General features: G+C 59.0%; 18 protein-coding genes. 16 read left to right on the top strand and 2 right to left on the bottom strand.

What is annotated here, in order from left to right; all coding sequences use genetic code 11:
- The first annotated feature begins 29 nt into the window (after nucleotides 1–29).
- Genes odhB through AC1DVV_RS07980 form a run of 5 tightly spaced genes read left to right on the top strand, consistent with a single transcriptional unit; the run spans nucleotide 30 to nucleotide 4,993 of the window.
- Nucleotides 30–1,298 carry a 2-oxoglutarate dehydrogenase complex dihydrolipoyllysine-residue succinyltransferase gene (gene odhB, locus AC1DVV_RS08000; RefSeq protein ID WP_457280657.1) on the top strand — a complete coding sequence of 423 codons (1,269 nt, stop codon included), beginning with the start codon at nucleotides 30–32 and terminating at the stop codon, nucleotides 1,296–1,298.
- Between the two features lie 8 nt (nucleotides 1,299–1,306).
- Nucleotides 1,307–1,780 carry a hypothetical protein gene (locus AC1DVV_RS07995; RefSeq protein WP_457280658.1) on the top strand — a complete coding sequence of 158 codons (474 nt, stop codon included), beginning with the start codon at nucleotides 1,307–1,309 and terminating at the stop codon, nucleotides 1,778–1,780.
- Between the two features lie 6 nt (nucleotides 1,781–1,786).
- Nucleotides 1,787–3,214 carry a dihydrolipoyl dehydrogenase gene (gene lpdA, locus AC1DVV_RS07990; RefSeq protein WP_457280659.1) on the top strand — a complete coding sequence of 476 codons (1,428 nt, stop codon included), beginning with the start codon at nucleotides 1,787–1,789 and terminating at the stop codon, nucleotides 3,212–3,214.
- Nucleotides 3,215–3,233: 19 nt separating this feature from the next.
- Complete coding sequence (gene zapE, locus AC1DVV_RS07985; RefSeq protein WP_457280660.1) at nucleotides 3,234–4,337, top strand: cell division protein ZapE; 1,104 nt, start codon at nucleotides 3,234–3,236, stop codon at nucleotides 4,335–4,337.
- Nucleotides 4,334–4,993 (top strand): hypothetical protein, encoded by a 660-nt coding sequence (locus AC1DVV_RS07980; RefSeq protein WP_457280661.1) that lies wholly within the window; start codon nucleotides 4,334–4,336, stop codon nucleotides 4,991–4,993. The genes zapE and AC1DVV_RS07980 overlap by 4 nt, the downstream gene beginning before the upstream one ends.
- Here AC1DVV_RS07980 and AC1DVV_RS07975 read toward each other — a convergent pair.
- Nucleotides 4,982–5,767: a PP2C family protein-serine/threonine phosphatase gene (locus AC1DVV_RS07975; RefSeq protein WP_457280983.1), complete on the bottom strand. Its 786-nt coding sequence runs from the start codon at nucleotides 5,765–5,767 to the stop codon at nucleotides 4,982–4,984. The genes AC1DVV_RS07980 and AC1DVV_RS07975 overlap by 12 nt on opposite strands.
- Before the next feature lie 82 nt (nucleotides 5,768–5,849).
- Here AC1DVV_RS07975 and AC1DVV_RS07970 point away from each other — a divergent pair, with 82 nt between their 5' ends.
- Nucleotides 5,850–6,053 (top strand): DUF465 domain-containing protein, encoded by a 204-nt coding sequence (locus AC1DVV_RS07970; RefSeq protein ID WP_457280662.1) that lies wholly within the window; start codon nucleotides 5,850–5,852, stop codon nucleotides 6,051–6,053.
- A complete protein-coding gene (locus AC1DVV_RS07965; RefSeq protein WP_477702474.1) occupies nucleotides 6,053–8,059 on the top strand; it encodes an ATP-dependent DNA helicase in 2,007 nt (668 codons plus the stop codon). The genes AC1DVV_RS07970 and AC1DVV_RS07965 overlap by 1 nt, the downstream gene beginning before the upstream one ends.
- On the opposite strand, the gene AC1DVV_RS07960 is transcribed toward AC1DVV_RS07965, so the two are convergent.
- Entirely contained in the window at nucleotides 8,022–8,846 is an 825-nt protein-coding gene (locus AC1DVV_RS07960; RefSeq protein WP_457280664.1) for an outer membrane protein assembly factor BamD, read from the bottom strand. The two genes, AC1DVV_RS07965 and AC1DVV_RS07960, sit on opposite strands and share 38 nt — an antisense overlap.
- Before the next feature lie 17 nt (nucleotides 8,847–8,863).
- On the opposite strand from AC1DVV_RS07960, the gene AC1DVV_RS07955 reads away from it, so the two are divergent.
- The 9 genes from AC1DVV_RS07955 to hisS all read left to right on the top strand — a co-directional run bounded on the left by AC1DVV_RS07955 (nucleotide 8,864) and on the right by hisS (nucleotide 18,645).
- Nucleotides 8,864–9,898, top strand: a complete 1,035-nt coding sequence (locus AC1DVV_RS07955; protein ID WP_457280665.1) for an RluA family pseudouridine synthase — start codon at nucleotides 8,864–8,866, stop codon at nucleotides 9,896–9,898.
- Between the two features lie 124 nt (nucleotides 9,899–10,022).
- On the top strand, nucleotides 10,023–10,811 hold the full coding sequence (gene scpB, locus AC1DVV_RS07950; protein ID WP_477702475.1) for an SMC-Scp complex subunit ScpB: 789 nt from the start codon (nucleotides 10,023–10,025) through the stop codon (nucleotides 10,809–10,811).
- A 3-nt stretch (nucleotides 10,812–10,814) separates the two neighbouring features.
- Nucleotides 10,815–12,425, top strand: a complete 1,611-nt coding sequence (locus tag AC1DVV_RS07945; protein WP_477702476.1) for a pseudouridine synthase — start codon at nucleotides 10,815–10,817, stop codon at nucleotides 12,423–12,425.
- 125 nt (nucleotides 12,426–12,550) lie between these two features.
- Nucleotides 12,551–12,976 (top strand): nucleoside-diphosphate kinase, encoded by a 426-nt coding sequence (gene ndk / locus AC1DVV_RS07940; protein WP_457280668.1) that lies wholly within the window; start codon nucleotides 12,551–12,553, stop codon nucleotides 12,974–12,976.
- Between the two features lie 79 nt (nucleotides 12,977–13,055).
- Complete coding sequence (rlmN, locus tag AC1DVV_RS07935) at nucleotides 13,056–14,204, top strand: dual-specificity RNA methyltransferase RlmN (protein ID WP_457280669.1); 1,149 nt, start codon at nucleotides 13,056–13,058, stop codon at nucleotides 14,202–14,204.
- On the top strand, nucleotides 14,201–15,010 hold the full coding sequence (gene pilW / locus AC1DVV_RS07930) for a type IV pilus biogenesis/stability protein PilW (RefSeq protein WP_457280670.1): 810 nt from the start codon (nucleotides 14,201–14,203) through the stop codon (nucleotides 15,008–15,010). The genes rlmN and pilW overlap by 4 nt, the downstream gene beginning before the upstream one ends.
- Nucleotides 15,003–16,013: a RodZ domain-containing protein gene (locus tag AC1DVV_RS07925; RefSeq protein ID WP_477665911.1), complete on the top strand. Its 1,011-nt coding sequence runs from the start codon at nucleotides 15,003–15,005 to the stop codon at nucleotides 16,011–16,013. Before pilW ends, AC1DVV_RS07925 begins: the two co-directional genes overlap by 8 nt.
- A complete protein-coding gene (gene ispG / locus AC1DVV_RS07920; RefSeq protein WP_477690097.1) occupies nucleotides 16,013–17,290 on the top strand; it encodes a flavodoxin-dependent (E)-4-hydroxy-3-methylbut-2-enyl-diphosphate synthase in 1,278 nt (425 codons plus the stop codon). Before AC1DVV_RS07925 ends, ispG begins: the two co-directional genes overlap by 1 nt.
- Nucleotides 17,291–17,295: 5 nt before the next feature.
- Nucleotides 17,296–18,645, top strand: coding sequence for a histidine--tRNA ligase (hisS, locus tag AC1DVV_RS07915; protein WP_477690098.1), 1,350 nt, complete (start codon nucleotides 17,296–17,298; stop codon nucleotides 18,643–18,645).
- Nucleotides 18,646–18,724: the final 79 nt, after the last annotated feature.

The following is an 18,724-nucleotide window of genomic DNA, read 5'->3' as shown; positions in this document are numbered from 1 at the left end:
AATACAAGAACGAACCCGAAAGAATCAACATGGCTATCGTAGAAGTCAAAGTCCCCCAGTTGTCCGAGTCCGTGGCCGAGGCCACCATGCTGCAGTGGAAGAAAAAAGTCGGTGATGCAATCGCGGTGGATGAAATCCTGATTGAGATCGAAACCGACAAGGTGGTGCTGGAAGTGCCGGCGCCTTCCGCCGGCGTGCTGACCGAGCTGGTCGTCGCGGACGGCGGCACGGTGGTGTCAGATCAGGTGATTGCCCGGATCGACACCGAAGGCAAAGCGGGTGCCGCTGCTCCTGCAGCCGCTCCGGCGGCGGCCGCTGCAGCACCTGCCGCTGCTGTTGTCTCCGCGCCTGCACCCGCAGCCGGTGGCTCCATGGCTGGCGTTCCCATGCCGGCTGCAGCCAAGCTGATGGCCGACAACAACCTTGCCGCTGGTTCGGTGCCTGGAACCGGCAAGGATGGCCGCGTTACCAAGGGCGACGTCCTCGGTGCGGCTGCTGGCGGTGCCAAGCCGGCCGCTGCTGTTGCCATTCCCACAGGCGTGCCTACTGCGGCCTTGCCGCAGGTTGCTGCTTCCGCCAAACCTTCCGATCTGGGTGACCGTCCCGAGCAGCGCGTGCCCATGAGCCGCCTGCGCGCGCGTATCGCCGAGCGCCTGCTGCAATCGCAGGCCACCAACGCCATCCTGACCACGTTCAATGAAGTGAACATGGCGCCGGTGATGGAAATGCGCAAGCGCTTCCAGGAGAAGTTTGAAAAAGAACACGGTGTGAAGATCGGCTTCATGAGCTTCTTCGTCAAGGCCGCTGTGCATGCGTTGAAGAAGTATCCCGTGCTCAACGCATCGGTTGACGGCAATGACATCGTTTACCACGGCTACTTCGACATCGGCATCGCCGTCGGTTCCCCGCGCGGCCTGGTGGTGCCCATTCTGCGCAATGCAGACCAGATGAGCTTTGCCGACATCGAGAAGAAGATTGCCGAATACGGTGCCAAGGCACGCGACGGCAAGCTGGGCATTGAAGAAATGTCCGGCGGTACTTTCTCGATCTCCAATGGCGGTGTTTTCGGCTCCATGTTGTCCACGCCCATCATCAACCCGCCGCAGTCGGCGATCCTGGGCGTGCATGCGACCAAGGACCGTGCCGTGGTCGAAAACGGCCAGATCGTGGTCCGTCCGATGAACTACCTGGCAATGAGCTATGACCACCGCATCGTCGACGGTCGTGAAGCTGTGCTGGGCCTGGTGGCGATGAAAGAAGCGCTGGAAGATCCTGCACGCCTGTTGTTCGACATCTAAGGCTGTCGATGCGCCGCCTCGTCGCCTGCCTGGCCTGCACGTTGAGCGTGGGTCTGGCTGCGGCTGCTGCGCCGGCTGGCGACAACTGGAGCGGTTACTACGGGCTGCAATGGGTCAGTGTTTCGCAGGCGGAGTCCCGGCTGGTATTGGCGAAGGCGCCGGATGCTGACCCGGGGAAGCTGGTTGAAACATACCAGTCGGACCTGGCGCGATGGACCATTGCCGATGTGCGGACCCCTACGGAAACCGTATTCCTGCGCCGCTTTCTCGCGGAGGAGTACGAGGGCTTTGGCTGGGCCGCGCTGCATGCCGCCGGCGGGATTGAATGCCTCGATGCCAGACATTTGTTTGTCTGCAAGACCACGCCCGGAACGACCGTGAAAATTGGCCGCGATGGTCCCCAGCAGGAAAGCCTGCAGGCGCGCACCGGTGTATTTGGAATCGTCCTCCATGCGGGGGCGTTTGAACTCAAGAAGGAATAAAGAAACATGTCTAAACAATTCGACGTCATCGTCATCGGTGGCGGCCCCGGCGGTTACATTGCCGCGATTCGCGCCGCCCAACTGGGTTTCAACGTCGCCTGTATCGACGAATGGAAGAACGCCAAAGGTGGCCCGGCCCTGGGTGGCACCTGCACCAACGTGGGCTGCATTCCGTCCAAGGCGCTGCTGCAATCGTCCGAACATTTCGACCACGCCAGCCACCACTTTGCCGATCATGGCATCGAGGTCAAAGGCCTCGGCCTGGATGTCACGAAGATGCTTGCCCGCAAGGACACGGTCGTCAAGCAGAACAACGACGGCATCGTCTACCTGTTCAAGAAGAACAAGGTCACCTTTTTTCACGGCCGCGGCTCCTTTGTCGCTGCAAAAGACGGCCTCTATGACGTCAAGGTCGCCGGTGCCGCTGAGGAAACCATCTCCGGCAAGCACATCATCGTGGCCACGGGTTCCAACGCCCGCGCTCTCCCGGGGGCACCATTTGACGAGGAAAACATCCTGTCGAATGACGGCGCACTGCGCATCGGCGCCGTGCCCAAGAAGCTGGGCCTGATCGGCTCCGGCGTGATCGGCCTGGAAATGGGCTCGGTCTGGCGCCGCCTGGGTGCAGACGTGACGGTACTGGAAGGCCTGCCGACGTTCCTGGGCGCAGTCGATCAGCAGATCGCCAAGGAAGCAAAGAAAGCATTCGACAAGCAGGGTCTGAAAATCGCGCTCGGCGTGAAGGTCGGCGAGATCAAGAGCGGCAAGAAAGGTGTGAGTGTTGCCTATACCGATGCCAAGGGCGAAGCCCAGACCCTGGAAGTGGACAAGCTCATCATCTCCATTGGCCGGGTAGCCAACACCCAGGGCCTGAACCCTGAAGCCGTTGGCCTGAAGCTCGACGAGCGCGGCGCCGTGGTGGTGGATGAGGAATGCAAAACCAGCCTGCCCAATGTCTGGGCTATCGGCGACGTGGTACGCGGCCCCATGCTGGCGCACAAGGCCGAGGAAGAGGGCGTTGCGGTTGCCGAGCGCATTGCTGGGCAGCATGGTCACGTCAACTTCAACACGATTCCCTGGGTGATCTACACCAACCCTGAAATCGCCTGGGTGGGCCAGACCGAAGAGCAGCTCAAGGCTGCCGGCCGGGCATACAAGGCAGGGACTTTCCCGTTCATGGCCAATGGCCGCGCACGCGCGCTGGGTGACACGACTGGCATGGTGAAGATGCTGGCCGATGCCGCGACGGATGAAATTCTCGGCGTGCACATCGTCGGTCCGATGGCCAGCGAACTGATCGCCGAATGTGTGGTGGCCATGGAATTCCGGGCCAGCAGTGAAGACATTGCCCGCATCTGCCATGCCCATCCGTCCCTGAGCGAAGCGACCAAGGAAGCCGCGCTGGCAGTCGACAAGCGCACCTTGAACTTCTGAGCACGCAGGCAAGAAGTCGGTGAATCAACCGGTGCGCTCGGCGTACGACGCCGAACTTGCGGCGCGGGGCTATCAAAGCGATCCTGCCCAGTTGCGGGCAGTCGAAGCGCTTGAGCGTTGCGCCTCTGAGTGGGCGGCGTTCAAGGAGCAGCGCTCCAATGCCATCAAGAAGCTGATAAACCGGCCTGATATCCCTCGTGGCGTGTACATGCACGGAGGCGTTGGCAGGGGAAAAAGTTTCTTGATGGACTGCTTTTTCGGGGCTGTCCCGCTCAGGCGCAAGGTACGGCTGCACTTTCACGAGTTCATGCGCGAGGTGCACCGGGAGTTGCAGGACCTTCAGGGTACGGCGAATCCGCTGGATGAGCTGGGCCGGCGCATTGCGAAGCGATACCGGCTCATCTGTTTTGACGAGTTTCATGTGGCGGACATCACCGACGCGATGATTCTTCATCGTCTGTTGTCGGCGCTGTTTGACAATGGAGTCGGCTTTGTCACAACTTCCAACTTTCTGCCGGACGAGCTGTATCCGAATGGCATGCATCGCGACCGTGTTCTCCCGGCCATTGAACTCCTGAAGGCCAAGCTGGAGGTCATCAGTGTTGACAACGGGACGGACTACCGCGGGCGCACGTTAGCCCAGGCGAAGCTCTATCACACCCCGCTAGGCCTTCAGGCCGATGCTGAAATGACTGAAACTTTTAATGCGCTGGCAGAGTCTCAGGATGAGAACCCGGTATTGCAGATTGAGTCCAGGCAAATCCAGGCCAGGCGCAAGGCGGGGGGGGTCGTCTGGTTTGACTTCAAGACGCTGTGCGGTGGTCCGCGTTCGCAAAACGATTACCTGGAAATAGCCACGCAGTTTCATACCGTGCTGCTAAGCGATGTACCGCATATGCCGGTGCGTATGGCGTCGGAGGCACGGCGGTTTACCTGGCTGGTGGATGTGCTGTATGACCGCCGGGTCAAGTTGATCATGTCGGCAGAAGTCGCTCCTGAGGCGTTGTACACCGAGGGGCCGCTGGTACACGAATTCCCCCGTACGGTTTCCCGGCTCAACGAAATGCAGTCAAAGGAATTCCTGGCGCTTGAACGCAGAAACGTGGATACAACACTCACATGAAGCATCTGGTTACCGCCTGTTTTCTCATCGCTTTAAGCGTGCTCGCGAATGCGCAGTCCACGGTCGAGACGGCTGCACCCGCTGACCAGATGCGAAGCATTGATGCCGAGCGGACGAGAATCAGCGCCGAACGCAACAGGCTGGAAGCAGGATTTTTGGCTGAGGATGCAGCCTGCTACGACCGGTTTGCCGTCAACAGCTGCCTGGGAAAAGTCAATGACCGGCGGCGCGAAGCCATGGCAGACCTTCGCCGGCAAGAGCTGTCGCTCAATGACGAGGAACGCCGCATCAAGGGTGCGGAGCAGATCCGTAAAACGGAAGAAAAATCGTCACCGGAGAAACAGCAGGAAGCCGCGGATCGTCGGGCGAAGGCTCTGGAAGACTCCCAGTCTCGTCTTGAGCGGGAAAAAAAGAAAACCGAAGACCGTGCGGCGGCCAAGGCAGGTGAGCAAGGTAGTAGTGACGCGAACGCTGCCAGATTAAAAAGCGGTCAGGAAAAATCCCAGTCCAGAAGCGAAAAGCAGGCTGTTGCAGCGGAAGAGGCTAAAAAATTCAACGACCGCCAAAAGGAGGCGCTGGAGCGCAAAGCCCAGCATGAAAGAGATCGTCTGAAGCAGACCAAGCCGCCAGCGAAGTCCTTACCCTTACCCGACTAAGCGGGCCGGTGGCTCAGCGGCCAAAGGCTCGAGTTTGACAATCACCAGCGAGAGATTGTCACCGCCGCCTCGCGCGCGGGAACGTGCTTTCTGAATCAGGAATTCAGTGGCTTCACGGGGTGACAGCATGGACAGGGCTGAGCCCATTTCACTGGTGCTGAAATAGTGCCAGACCCCATCGCTGCAAGCCAGCAGGACGTCTTCAGGCCGGAGTTGCGGGATGAAATGGTGGGTAATAGGTGGCGCATCTTCCGTACCCAGGCAACCCATCAGGATGTTTGACTGCGGATGAACATTGGCTTCTTCCTCAGTAATCTCGCCTTTGTCCACCAGAGTCTGCACATACGAATGGTCCACCGTCCTGTGTACCAGCTTGCTGCCCTGGTAATGGTAGATCCTGGAGTCTCCGGTATGTACCCAGTGACAGTCCCCACCCGGGTTGATCAGAAATGCCGCCAGCGTGCTGTGCGGTTCCTGCTCAGCCGAGATCGCAGTCAATTTGATGACGATATGGGCCTCTTCAATGACCTGCTTGAGCATCGCAGGCGCATCGTCCGTTTCCGGGGCATAACGTTCAAAAAGCTGCTTGGCCGTCAACATGACCTGATCGGAGGCTTTGCGCCCCCCGCTACGGCCTCCCATACCGTCCGCCACGATACCCAGCATGCAGCCGGGAATGCGTGAGTGACTGAACAGGTTGACCTGATCCTGCTGGTAGTCCCGATCGCCTTTATGGATACCGGTGGACGCTGTGATTCGATAACCTTTGGACATTGTGTGGTCGTTCAAGCGCGAGCTCGATTTATGGTCGCAATCGACGTATTATCAAGCGAAGCAGCGTGTACGGATAAAAACCTTGGACTTAAATCTACATTCCCCGGAACGCCAGCTGATCGAACTCAAAATGGAGCACGCCGATCTCAATGCGCTGGTGGACCTGACCGCGCACGCCTTTCCCATTGACGAGTTGTTGCTCAGGCGCCTCAAAAAGCGGCGTTTGCAGCTTCGTGACCAGATTGCACAGCTTGAGCTGTCGCTGGATCCCCCAGAGCCTGCTTGATGACCCTTGCGATTGAAGTCGAAGAGGCCTTCGCGCCGGGAGGCGTCCTGTCGCGTGCCGCTGAGCATTTTGTGCCTCGCAGCGGCCAGACCGAAATGGCCCTGGCCGTGGCGCGTGCCATTGAGGGTGCATACCCCTTGGTGGTCGAGGCCAGCACCGGCGTCGGTAAAACTTTTTCCTACCTGGTCCCCGCTTTGCTGAGCGGCGAGCGTGTGTTGTTGTCGACGGCGACCAAGGCCTTGCAAGACCAGCTTTTCGGTCGTGATTTGCCGCGCCTGGTGGAGGCGCTGGGTCTTCCGGTCAGCACGGCGCTTCTCAAGGGGCGGGCCAGCTACCTGTGTCTGCACCGCATGGAAATGGCGCGTCAGGAGGCTTATTTGCCCGACGGCGTTTCCGTGCGCGCCCTGGCCAAAATTGAAGAATGGTCCAAGCTCACGCGCACCGGCGACCTGGCCGAACTCCCGGGGCTGGACGAACGTTCGCCGATGATTCCTCTGGTGACCTCCACGCGTGAAAACTGCCTGGGCGCCACCTGTCCGCGTTTTCGGGCCTGTCATGTGAACCTGGCCCGCAGGGAGGCCATGGCTGCCGACGTGGTGGTGATCAACCACCACCTGTTCTTTGCCGATCTGGCGGTGCGCGAATCCGGCGTCGCTGAGTTGCTGCCTTCCGTGCGCATCGCCATCTTCGATGAAGCGCACCAGCTCAACGAGACCGGTGTGCAATTTCTGGGAACAAACCTGACCACGGGCCAGCTTCTTGATTTTGCAAGGGACATGCTGGCAACTGGCCTGCAGCTGGCCCGCGGGCTGGTGGACTGGCAGGAGGTGGTGTCGACCGTCGAGCACGCTGCGCGCGAGCTGCGTCTGTGTGCCGGGAAACAGTACCCAGGCACCAAACTGCGATGGGTGGGTGAGTCTCCGGAGGGGTTGAATGCGGCTGAGTGGACCAGTGCGTTGCAAGTCATTCACACGTCTTGCGAGCAGGCTTCTGCCGCCCTGGATACGGTCAGTGAAATCGCGCCTGATTTCGTTCGCCTCCATGAGCGTGCCGAGGAGCTGGCGGAACGCGCCCAGCGCTTCGTTCAGGCATGCGAGGCGGGCTGCGTGCGCTGGGCTGACGTGGGAACCCAGCTCCGGCTGGTCGAATCGCCGCTGGATATTTCGAAGGCGGTGAAAAGCAAAGTGCTGGGCGCTTCCGCCGGCTCGGCAAAGTCATGGATATTCACTTCTGCCACACTGGGAGATGACGACAAGCTCAGCTGGTTTACCAAGCCTTGCGGGCTGGAGGATGCCGAGGTCTTGCGGGTAGGAAGTCCTTTTGATTACGAGAGGCAGGCGGCGTTATATGTGCCTGGGGTGTTCCCCAAACCGGGAGACCCCGCGCACACCATGAAAGTCGCCGAAGCTGCAGCCAGATGGTCGAGACGTCTCGGGGGGCGCACTATGGTTTTGACGACCACACTGCGGGCTTTGCGCACCATTGGTGATGCACTCAGAGAGGTTTTTCTGAATTCGCCGGACATGGAGGTGCTGGTTCAGGGGGCCATGCCCAAGCGTGTGCTGATTGAACGCTTCCGAGAAGGCAATGCCAAAGGCGGCAAAGGCTGCGTGCTGGTGGCTTCGGCGTCATTTTGGGAGGGCATTGACGTGCCTGGCGACGCGCTTCAACTGGTTGTCATTGACAAGCTGCCTTTTCCTCCTCCGAACGACCCGCTGGCAGAGGCGCGCTCAAAGCTCCTCGAATCACAAGGACGCAGTGCTTTTAACGACTATTTTCTGCCCGAGGCGGCGGTGGCTCTCAAGCAGGGTGCCGGGCGTCTGATACGCCGAGAAAGTGACCAGGGGGTGTTGGTGGTGTGCGACAGCCGCCTGGCAACCATGGGTTATGGGCGGCGTTTGCTGAGAGCTCTTCCGCCGATGCGGCGGTTGGCATCCGAGGAGGAGCTGTTCGACCGGCTGGAAGCTCTTACCAGAACTTGTACCAAGGATTGTCTCCCGACTTGAATCCCTTGCTTAAGTATTCGCTTTGCGGGTAGCTCTTTTCGAGGATACGGCGGGTATCGTCACGCAATTCAACCATACCCAGCGCTTCGTAGGACTTATAAAGAATGAAGGTAGCCTCTTCCAATGCGGGTACATCGCGGTAGTCGGCGATTGCACTCTGCGCACGGTTGATTGCCGCCACGTAGGCACCCCTTGAGTAATAGTACCGCGCGACATGCACTTCGGATTGGGCCAGCGAGTTCACGATATAGCTCATCCGCAGACGGGCATCCGGCGAGTATTTTGACTCTGGAAAGCGAGTCACAAGATCCCTGAATGACTCAAAGGATTCCTTGGCTGCTTTTTGGTCCCTTTCGGACAAGTCCTGACGGGAGATAAACCCGAAAATGCCGAGATTGTCATTGAAGTTCACCAGGCCTTTGAGGTACAGCGCATAGTCCAGGGCCGGGCTGGCCGGATGCAGTCTCATAAACCGGTCCAATGTCGCGATGGCCTGGGCTTGTTCTCCTCCCTTGTACTGGGCATAAGCTTTCTCAAGCTGCGCTTGCTGGGCGAGGGGGGTACCTGCAGCACGGCCTTCCAGTTTTTCGTACAACGGGATCGCCTTGTCATAGGCCCCGCCGCTGGCCTCATCCTTTGCTTCGGCGTAAATCTTGTTGGGGCTCCATGTGGCCGTCTTGTCGGGCGCAGGGGTGCTCGAGCATCCGGCAATCACAAAAGATAAAGCGCAAACGGCTGCAAAAAGCGGCATTGCATTGGGAACAACCGATAATTTGGTGGAAAACATTGCAATCGACCTTCTTGATGACTGATTCAGAACAAAGCAAATTGATTATATCGGGCGCTACTGCGCCTGAGGAGGTTCCCGATGAGGCGCTGGAGGAGGGCGATACGGCTGTCGAGGTGGAGTTGCGGCAGGTAGCTGTCCCGGTCGAAAGCCATGGCAGCCGTCTCGACCGCGCGTTGGCCGCCATTGTGCCCGAGTTCTCGCGCACGTATCTTCAGCAGTTGATCGACTCAGGCATGGTGAAACTCGGGGGCTCTACAGTCACCAAGACATCCACGAAGGTCAAGGCTGGTGATGAACTCGCCATTGAGTTGCGTCCAACGCCGCAAAGCCAGGCATTCAGGCCTGAAGCGATGGCACTGGACATCGTGTTCGAGGACGCTTACCTGATGGTGATCAACAAACCTGCCGGGCTGGTTGTGCATCCGGCGCCCGGCAACTGGAGCGGGACCTTGTTGAACGGCTTGCTCGCGCATGATCCGCAGGCCGTCTTCCTGCCACGCGCCGGCATTGTTCACCGCCTTGATAAAGACACCAGCGGTTTGATGGTGGTCGCCCGGCAGCGGACGGTGATGGACCAGTTGGTCGGCCTGATCGCCGCCCGCGACGTGAGCCGGGAATATGTCGCACTGGCCCACGGTGCCTGGCTGGGCGGGAAAACCCGGCAGGTAGAAGCTGCCATTGGGCGGGATCCACGCAACCGTTTGCGGATGGCCGTGGTGGACTTGGAAAAGAATGCCGGGAAGTCGGCATCCACTATGGTGTCGCTGCTTCAAAGTGCCGGTGAGCACTGCCTGGTCAAATGCAAGCTGCACACCGGTCGCACGCACCAAATCCGGGTCCATATGGCCTTCATTGGCCATCCCCTGGTATCCGACGAGTTGTACGGGGGGGCTCCTGCTCCTGGGCTTGGCCGTCAGGCGCTGCATGCGTGCCGGCTGGCATTCGAGCATCCGGTGACTGGCAAAGTGATGGAATTCCGGTCGGACCCTCCGGCCGACCTTCAGGCCGCTATTTCCGGTTTGGGCCTGATATACAATCAAATCCAGTAGTTTTCAGCTACCTGCACCATGGCATCCTGATCAGGAGATTGCGTATTGGGTGCCCTGCGCGCCAAGCGCCGAACCCACGTTTTCCCGGCCTTTTTTTCCGCTTTTTTTCGGAACGACCACAATCATGAATACGACGGATGCAAAACGCGTCCTCGAAACAGCACTTATTTGCGCGCAGCAACCATTGCCCCTGCGCGAAATGGGAGTTCTGTTTAACGGGGTATTGACTGCGGACAGCCTCAAGCTGGTGCTTGAGGAGTTGCAAAGCGATTGGTCTGGTCGTGGCGTGGAACTTGTTCACGTGGCGACGGGATGGCGCTTTCAAAGCAGGCCGCAGATGCGTGAATATCTGGACCGGCTGCACCCCGAAAAACCCCCGCGTTATAGCCGTGCCACACTGGAAACCTTGGCCATCATTGCGTATCGTCAGCCGGTGACGCGCGGTGACATGGAGGACATCCGGGGAGTCACGATCAACAGCATGATCCTCAAGCAGCTCGAAGACCGCGGGTGGGTGGAGGTGATCGGCCATCGGGAAACTGTCGGCCGGCCGGCACTTTATGCCACCACCCGGCAGTTTCTTGACGACCTTGGGGTCGAGTCGCTGGACCAGCTTCCCGTGATGGACGACAGCCCGAATCAGCTTCCGATGCTCGAGCAGATTGAGTTTGGCATCTCTGAACTTGCGGGCAAGCCGGAGGCGGACGCGGATGGTACAGATGTTGAGCGGCTTGAGCCTGCTGTGCTGGAGCCTGCTGTGCTGGAGCCCGTGTCAGGCACGGTTGAAGAGTTTGAGATTGGTGAGATCGCCGAGGCGCCAACTCTGTACACGCAATCAGAGGTCGCTGGCGACAGTGATACCGAGCCTCTTGAGAGCAATGAGACCGGTGGCGATGAGCCCACCCGAATGTAAATCATGACCCAACAAGACCCTCCTGCTTCCGAATCTGCGGACACACCTCGTGAGCCGCAGGACAAGGTGCTCATAGAGGAGCAAGCCTTGCAAGATTTGCCGGAAGCAATAGCACGCTCCGAGTCCGGCCCCGCGCAAGCCATCCGTGCTCCAGCGCCGCGGCCTTCAGCCGGCCGCAACGCCCCAGCCCCGGGTGCCATCCGGTTTGAGGATGTCGTGACGGGGCAATTCGATGCTGATGAGGAAGACGTTGCCTTGGCATTGCCCAAGCGAGTGCTCGCGCCCCAGCCCGAAACCCCCAAGTTGCACAAAGTGCTTGCCCAGGCGGGGCTGGGTTCACGGCTGGAGATGGAGCAACTGATTCTGGAGGGGCGAATCTCGGTCAACGCTGAGCCTGCCCATATAGGACAACGCATCCAGTTTGGCGATACGGTCAAAGTCAATGGCAAGCCAATCCGGGTGCGTATCGACCCGCCGCCGCCGAGGGTGATTGCCTATCACAAGCCCACCGGAGAGGTGGTCTCGCATGATGACCCGCAAAACCGTCCGACCGTTTTTCGCCGTTTACCCAAGCTGTTCCAGGGAAAGTGGCAATCGGTCGGTCGCCTCGACTTGAATACGGAGGGCCTTCTGCTGCTGACCAGTTCGGGTGAATTGGCCAACAAGCTGATGCATCCGCGTTTCGGCCTGGAGCGTGAGTACGCTGTCCGTGTGCTCGGTGCGCTCAGTAACGAAGAGAAAAAACGTCTGCTCGAAGGTGTGAACCTGGATGACGGCATGGCCCAGTTCAGCTCCATTGAAGCCGGAGGGGGGGAAGGCGCTAACTGCTGGTACAAGGTCACCATTTCCGAGGGGCGTAACCGCGAGGTCAGACGGATGTTTGAGGCAGTGGGGCACGCTGTCAGCCGCCTTATTCGCATCCGCTATGGGGCCATGGTTCTCCCGCGCGGCCTTAAGCGTGGCGCGTTTGTCGAGCTTGATGAGCGCGATATTTGGGCCCTGACAAACGCTTTGACCCGTTCTGAATCTCGCGCAGTGCTTGAGGGGGCGCAGGGAGCCGGCATTCATGGGGAGGGGGGTGAGCCACCGAGACGGGGACCGCGCCGAAACGAACGGCAGCGCGGGGACCGCGGACGGCCGTCAGCGCCAAACAGCGAAGCATCTCAAGCGCCGGTACAAGGCGGATCGGGGGACGATCAGGAGATTCATGATCCACATGAGTTGCAACCGCCGCTGAATCTTAACGATTCTGCATCCCGTGGAAACCGGCGCCGCGGTGGCAAGGGGCGCAACCAGGGCGGCAATCCGGGTGGTGGTTTCCGGACCGGCCAGCCGCAAGGCAACGGCAATGGAGTACAGGGACAAAAACGGCGGGATGACCGTGGTGACAAAGCTGCCGGAGGAGCGCAGCCCGATCCGATGAAAACCTCATTTGGTTATATCGGTGCGGACACTTTTACCCGGCAGCGACAGGGGCAAGGCCAGGGTCAGCAGCGTCGCGGGGGCGGTGGTACGGGCGGAAACGGTACCGGTGGACCGCGCCGCGGCGGTGCCGGTGGTGGAAACCGGGGGGGCGGCAATCGCGGCGGTGGGAGCCGTGGCGGAAATCGATGACCCCGCAGAGGCACCTCAAACCGCAAGGTTGATTTGAGCCAATACGCCTACAGGTTAAAATCATGGGCTTTATTCAAATTTTTGAATAATTTACGACTCCAAAAAATTTAAGTTAAGGAAATCTCATGGCAATCGAGCGCACTCTCTCCATCATCAAACCCGACGCCGTGGCGAAAAACGTCATTGGGCAAATCTATGCGCGTTTTGAAGCTGCTGGCTTGAAGATTGTGGCCGCCAGGATGGCTCACTTGTCGCAAGGCGAGGCTGAGGCTTTTTATGCGGTGCACAAAGAGCGCCCATTCTTCAAGGACCTGGTTTCCTTCATGATTTCCGGTCCCGTCATGATCCAGGCGCTGGAAGGTGAGGGCGCCATCCTGAAAAACCGTGATCTGATGGGAGCTACCGATCCGAAGAAGGCTGCCGCCGGCACCATTCGTGCGGATTTCGCAGACAGCATTGATGCCAATGCCGTCCATGGTTCGGATGCCGCTGAAACGGCCAAGGTGGAAATTGCTTTCTTCTTTCCCGGCATGAACGTTTACTCGCGTTAACTATGTCTCGCCCCATGCTTTGCTACACCCAGCCAGGGCCGTCGCTTGCTTGGGGCAGTTCAGTCGGTTCTCTACTGCGATGACTGCCAACCTTCTTGACTACGATCTGGATGGTTTGGCGGCCTTTTGTGGGCAGCTTGGTGAAAAGCGTTTTCGCGCCACACAGCTTTTCCGCTGGATCCACCAAAAAGGGGTTGCGGATTTCGGGCAAATGACGGATTTGGCAAAATCCCTGCGCGACAAGCTGGCAGGATCAGCTCAGGTCGTAAGCCCCACGGTGGTTTCCCGGCACGATTCCGCCGATGGCACTATCAAATGGTTATTTGATGTCGGTGCAGGCGATATCATTGAAACTGTTTTTATTCCCGAAACCGACCGAGGAACATTGTGCATTTCCTCGCAGGCCGGTTGTGCTGTTGGTTGCCGGTTCTGCTCCACGGGTCATCAGGGTTTCAGCCGTAACCTGACCACGGGAGAGATCGTTTCCCAGCTATGGTTTGCCGAGCATTTCCTGCGGCAACATCTAGGCAGGGATGAACGGGTGATTTCCAACGTCGTCATGATGGGCATGGGTGAGCCCCTGCAGAACTACTCGCAGCTCCTGCCAGCCCTGAAGGTCATGCTTGACGACCATGGTTATGGCCTATCACGCCGACGGGTGACGGTATCGACATCGGGCGTTGTGCCCATGATTGATCGGTTGGCCGGGGACTGCCCGGTAGCCTTGGCTGTATCGCTGCATGCACCGGAAGATGGACTGCGCGACAACCTTGTGCCTTTGAATAAAAAATACCCCATAGCCGAACTGCTTGCGGCTTGTACCCGCTATCAGTCATCGGCACCCCGGGACTTCATCACGTTTGAGTATTGCATGCTCGATGGTGTGAACGACCAGCCAGAGCATGCGCGTCAGCTCGTATCGCTGGTTCGGGCCCAGGCAGCGCAAGGGCTCTCCTGCAAATTCAACCTGATTCCCTTTAATCCATTTCCGGCTTCGGGGTTGAAGCGTTCTGACATGCCGCAGGTGATGGCATTTGCGAAAATCCTGATGGATGCGGGTATTGTGACAACCGTCAGAAAAACCCGGGGGGACGATATCGATGCAGCTTGCGGGCAACTGGCTGGCGATGTACAGGACCGCACAGGTGTGGATCAGCGCATGGCGGCGCAGCGGCAAGGTATGCTCGGGGGAATCAAGGTCGTAGTGGCCAAAGGGATGGGTACATGAGATTTCGCGCCAATATGATCTGGGTTCCAGCCTGCTGGCTGGCAGTATTGCTCGCAGGATGCGCCAATCACGCAGGCGCTCCAGGGTCTCCGGGCAACCGCACTGACATTATTACGGAATCAGACGAGCCTGATCAGCGCAGGCGTGCGCGTCTTCGGCTTGAATTGGCTTCGGGCTACTTCGAACAGGGGCAAACCAATGTGGCTCTCGACGAAATCAAGCAGTCGCTGACCACGGATCCAACTTTTGCGGAGGCCTACAACCTGCGCGGACTGGTGTACATGCGTCTTAACGATATTCCTCTGGCTGAGGATAGTTTTCGCAGGGCTCTTGCATTGAATCCCCGCGATGCGGATGTTGCGCATAACTATGGATGGTTGATGTGCCAGCAAGGACGCTATAACGAGTCTTCTCGGTTCTTTGCCCAGGCCGTGGCGAACCCAACATACGCAGGCAAGGCCAAAACGCTGATGGCGCAGGGGGTTTGTCAGGTTCGTGCTGGACAGCATGCAGAAGCCGAGCAAAGCCTCCTGCAGTCTTATGAATTGGATGCAGGAAATCCTGTTACTGGTTACAACCTGGCTAGTCTTTTGAACGATCGTGGCGATCTAACTCGGGCGCAGTTTTACATACGACGACTGAACAACAGTGATCTTGCAAATGCTGAAACCCTGTGGCTAGGCATCAAAATCGAGCGTAAATTAAACAACCGGGATACGGTACGGCAGCTCGGTGATCAGCTAAAAAAGCGTTTTGCGCAGTCCCGGGAGGCTGCTGCTTATGACAAAGGGGCGTTCAATGAGTGACGCTGACGTTGTTGCATCGGCTGGGGAGGCCATATCTGGAATGGCTGCGTCTGGCGTTGACCGGGGTACTGACTTCGAGCCCACGGCAGGCACACTGCTTCGTGAGGCAAGAGAGGCTGCAGGCATACATATCGCGGCCCTCGCAGTATCTTTGAAGGTTCCGGTAAAAAAACTCGAAGCGCTGGAGCTGGATCGCTTTGACTTGCTGCCGGATGCTGTTTTTGTTCGGGCCCTGGCTTCCAGCGTGTGCCGTAGCCTGAAACTGGATGCGGCCCCTGTGCTTGAACGCTTGCCTCAAACCAGCGCCCCCAAGCTGATATACCAAGGTGCTGGCATCAATGCACCGTTTCGCTCGCCAGGGGAAGGCCCCCGGCCTGCTGTGTGGACCCAGGTTTCGAAGCCTGCAGTGCTGGCTGGCCTGGCGTTGTTGCTTGGTGCTCTGGTATTGATTTTCCTGCCAGTCATCAAGCCGGATGCCACGAAGGGTCAGAGTGATAGCGAGATGCAAGCTGGCGGTGCCGAGGCCGCCAAACCGCTGCCCGCAGCTGTGGCGATGACGGGCGGAGGATTGGTAAACGACGCCAAGCCTGTTTTTCCCACAGAGCAGAGTCATGAGACTTTTTCAGGCACCGGTGCTGCCACGGTTGCCGGCTCTTCTGCCGGCCCTGTTGTGACGACAACTACCTCTCTACCTGGTCCGGCCGTTCAGCCTGCTCCGGTGCCAGTGGCAAGTGGTGTTGCTGCACCTGTATCGCCAGCGGCACCGGCGGGTATCGTGACTTTTCGCGCCAGAGGCGAGTCCTGGGTGGAGGTGACGGATGCCAAGGGAACGGTTGTGCTGCGCCGTACTCTGACCGCCGGAGAGGTCGCTGGGGCGTCCGGGGCGTTGCCACTGGCCGCCGTGGTGGGTAAGGCAGATGTGACGCAAGTGCAGGTGCGCGGTCAGGCTTTTGATCTGAGCAGCGTGGCCAGGGACAATGTTGCCCGATTTGAGGTGAAATAATGACGAAGGGTTGCCTCCCGATCGAGTCCGCTTTTCCCAAAGCGCGGCGCTCTCTCCAGTCACAGGTGTCATGGGGCGGCCGTATTTTGACTGTCGGCGGTGATGCGCCGGTGCGCGTCCAGTCCATGACCAATACCGACACGGTGGATGCCATTGGTACCGCGATTCAAGTCAAGGAACTGGCGTTGGCGGGTTCCGAGATGGTTCGCATCACCGTCAACACGCCGGAAGCGGCGCAGGCTGTTCCGCATGTGCGTGAGCAACTCGATCGGATGGGGATCGACGTTCCACTGATAGGGGACTTTCATTACAACGGCCATAGGTTGTTGACGGATTACCCCGCTTGCGCGGAGGCGTTGTCCAAATACCGCATCAATCCTGGAAATGTTGGCAAGGGCGACAAACGTGACCGGCAGTTTGGCCAAATGATAGAGGTTGCCATGCGCTGGAAAAAACCAGTGCGTATCGGTGTGAACTGGGGCAGCCTTGATCAGGAACTGCTGGCCAGCTTGATGGATGAGAACAGTGCACGTGCAGTCCCTTGGGATGCCAGGCAAGTCATGTATGAAGCATTGATTACGTCCGCGATCGATTCCGCCCGGCGCGCTGAAGAAATGGGAATGCCTCGTCACCAGATCATCCTTTCCTGCAAGGTAAGCGGTGTTCAGGACCTGATTTCGGTCTATCGAGAATTGGCCCGGCGCACAGATCACGTGCTTCACCTGGGGCTGACGGAAGCAGGTATGGCCACCAAGGGCACGGTGGCTTCTGCCACGGCGTTATCGATCCTGCTGCAAGAAGGCATTGGCGATACCATTCGCGTTTCCCTAACACCCCAGCCGGGTGAGGCCCGCACCCAGGAGGTGGTTATTGCGTCAGAGATTCTCCAGGCGCTTGGTTTGCGGACCTTTGTGCCCAGTGTGACGGCATGCCCAGGTTGCGGACGTACCACCAGTACGACCTTCCAGGAGCTGGCCAAGCAAATTGACGATTTTCTGCGTGCTCAGATGCCTGTCTGGCGCGAACAATATCCCGGCGTCGAAGGGCTCAAGGTCGCCGTCATGGGCTGTATCGTCAATGGACCGGGTGAAAGCAAACATGCCGATATCGGCATCAGCCTGCCCGGCTCCGGCGAGGCGCCGGCCGCACCGGTGTTTATTGATGGTGAAAAAAGACTGACCTTGCGTGGCGACAACATTGCGCAGGAATTCCAGGTCATTGTTGAAAACTACATTGAAAAACGCTTTGGCACGCACATCGTCGCTGAAGCTGCGTAACACCCATGGTTGAAAAAGCAGCTACCGGCCCGGTAGAAAAATCCGCCGTGGCCAAAGTGGAAAAACTGACAGGCGTCAAGGGGATGAACGACATCCTGCCCCAGGAGTCGGCTCGTTGGGAGTGGTTCGAAGCCAAGGTGCGCGCGTTGATGGCTCGCTATGCCTACGCCAATGTACGCACGCCGATCGTCGAGCCGACCGCGCTGTTTGTGCGTGGTCTTGGCGAGGTGACCGATATCGTCGAAAAGGAGATGTATTCCTTTGTCGATTCGATGAATGGCGACCGGCTCACATTGCGCCCTGAGGCTACTGCCGGTATTGTGCGCGCGATGATCGAACACAACGCGCTGTACAACGGGCCGATACGGGTCTGGTCGGCGGTGCCGCTGTTTCGTCATGAGCGGCCACAGAAGGGGCGTTATCGCCAATTTCACCAAATCGACGTTGAAGCTCTGGGCTTTGCCGGACCCGATGTGGATGCCGAGCAAATTCTCATGTGCCGAGCGCTGCTGCACGACCTGGGCATTCCGATGGAGCACGTGCGGCTCGAACTGAACAGCCTGGGCCAGCCCAGCGAGCGAATGGCGCACCGTGCCGCGCTGATCACGCACTTTGAGGCGCATGCCGGCGTGCTTGACGAAGATGCAAAACGCCGGCTGCACAGCAACCCGTTGCGCATCCTCGATACCAAAAATCCTGCCATGCAATCCGTCGTGGAAGCCGCTCCGCAGCTCATGGACTTCCTTGGCGAGGCCTCGCTGGCGCACCTGAACGCGGTGCGCGCGGTGCTCGACGCGGCAGGGCTGGCCTATCGCATTAATCCGCGCCTGGTGCGTGGCATGGATTACTACAACCTCACGGTGTTCGAATGGGTCACCGACAAGCTTGGCTCACAGGGTACGGTTTGCGGCGGTGGCCGTTACGACGGCCTGTTCGAGCAGCTTGGCGGCAAGCCAACGCCTGCGGTAGGGTGGGGCCTGGGTGTGGAACGAATGCTGCTTCTGCTTGAGGCGGTGGGCGTGTTGCCGCCGGTGAGCGGCCCCGACGTCTACGTGATCGTTCCGTCTGCCGAGATGATGCCAACCGTGATGGCAACCTGCGAAGCCTTGCGCGCTGCTGGCATCAACGTGCAGATGCACGCCGGCACAGGCGATGGCATGGGCAGCATGAAGTCCCAGTTCAAGAAGGCTGACGGTAGCGGTGCGCGCTACGCCCTGATTTTTGGCGAAACCGAGTTCGCTCAAGGCTGTGTTGCCGTCAAACACCTGCGGGGCGAAAAAGACCAAGCCTTGCAGGCCCAGGCACTCCAGCCCTTGGGGGATGTCATGGCCTGGGCTCACAGCCTGCGCGGCTGAGCCGCCACGGCCGGCCATTTGGAGTGCTGGCCGGGCCTCTACAATCACCCCAACTCAATCCGCACCATTTCCGGGGCAG

Source organism: Polaromonas sp. P3_B4, from assembly GCF_056402835.1.
This window is presented reverse-complemented; position numbering and strand designations above follow the sequence as displayed.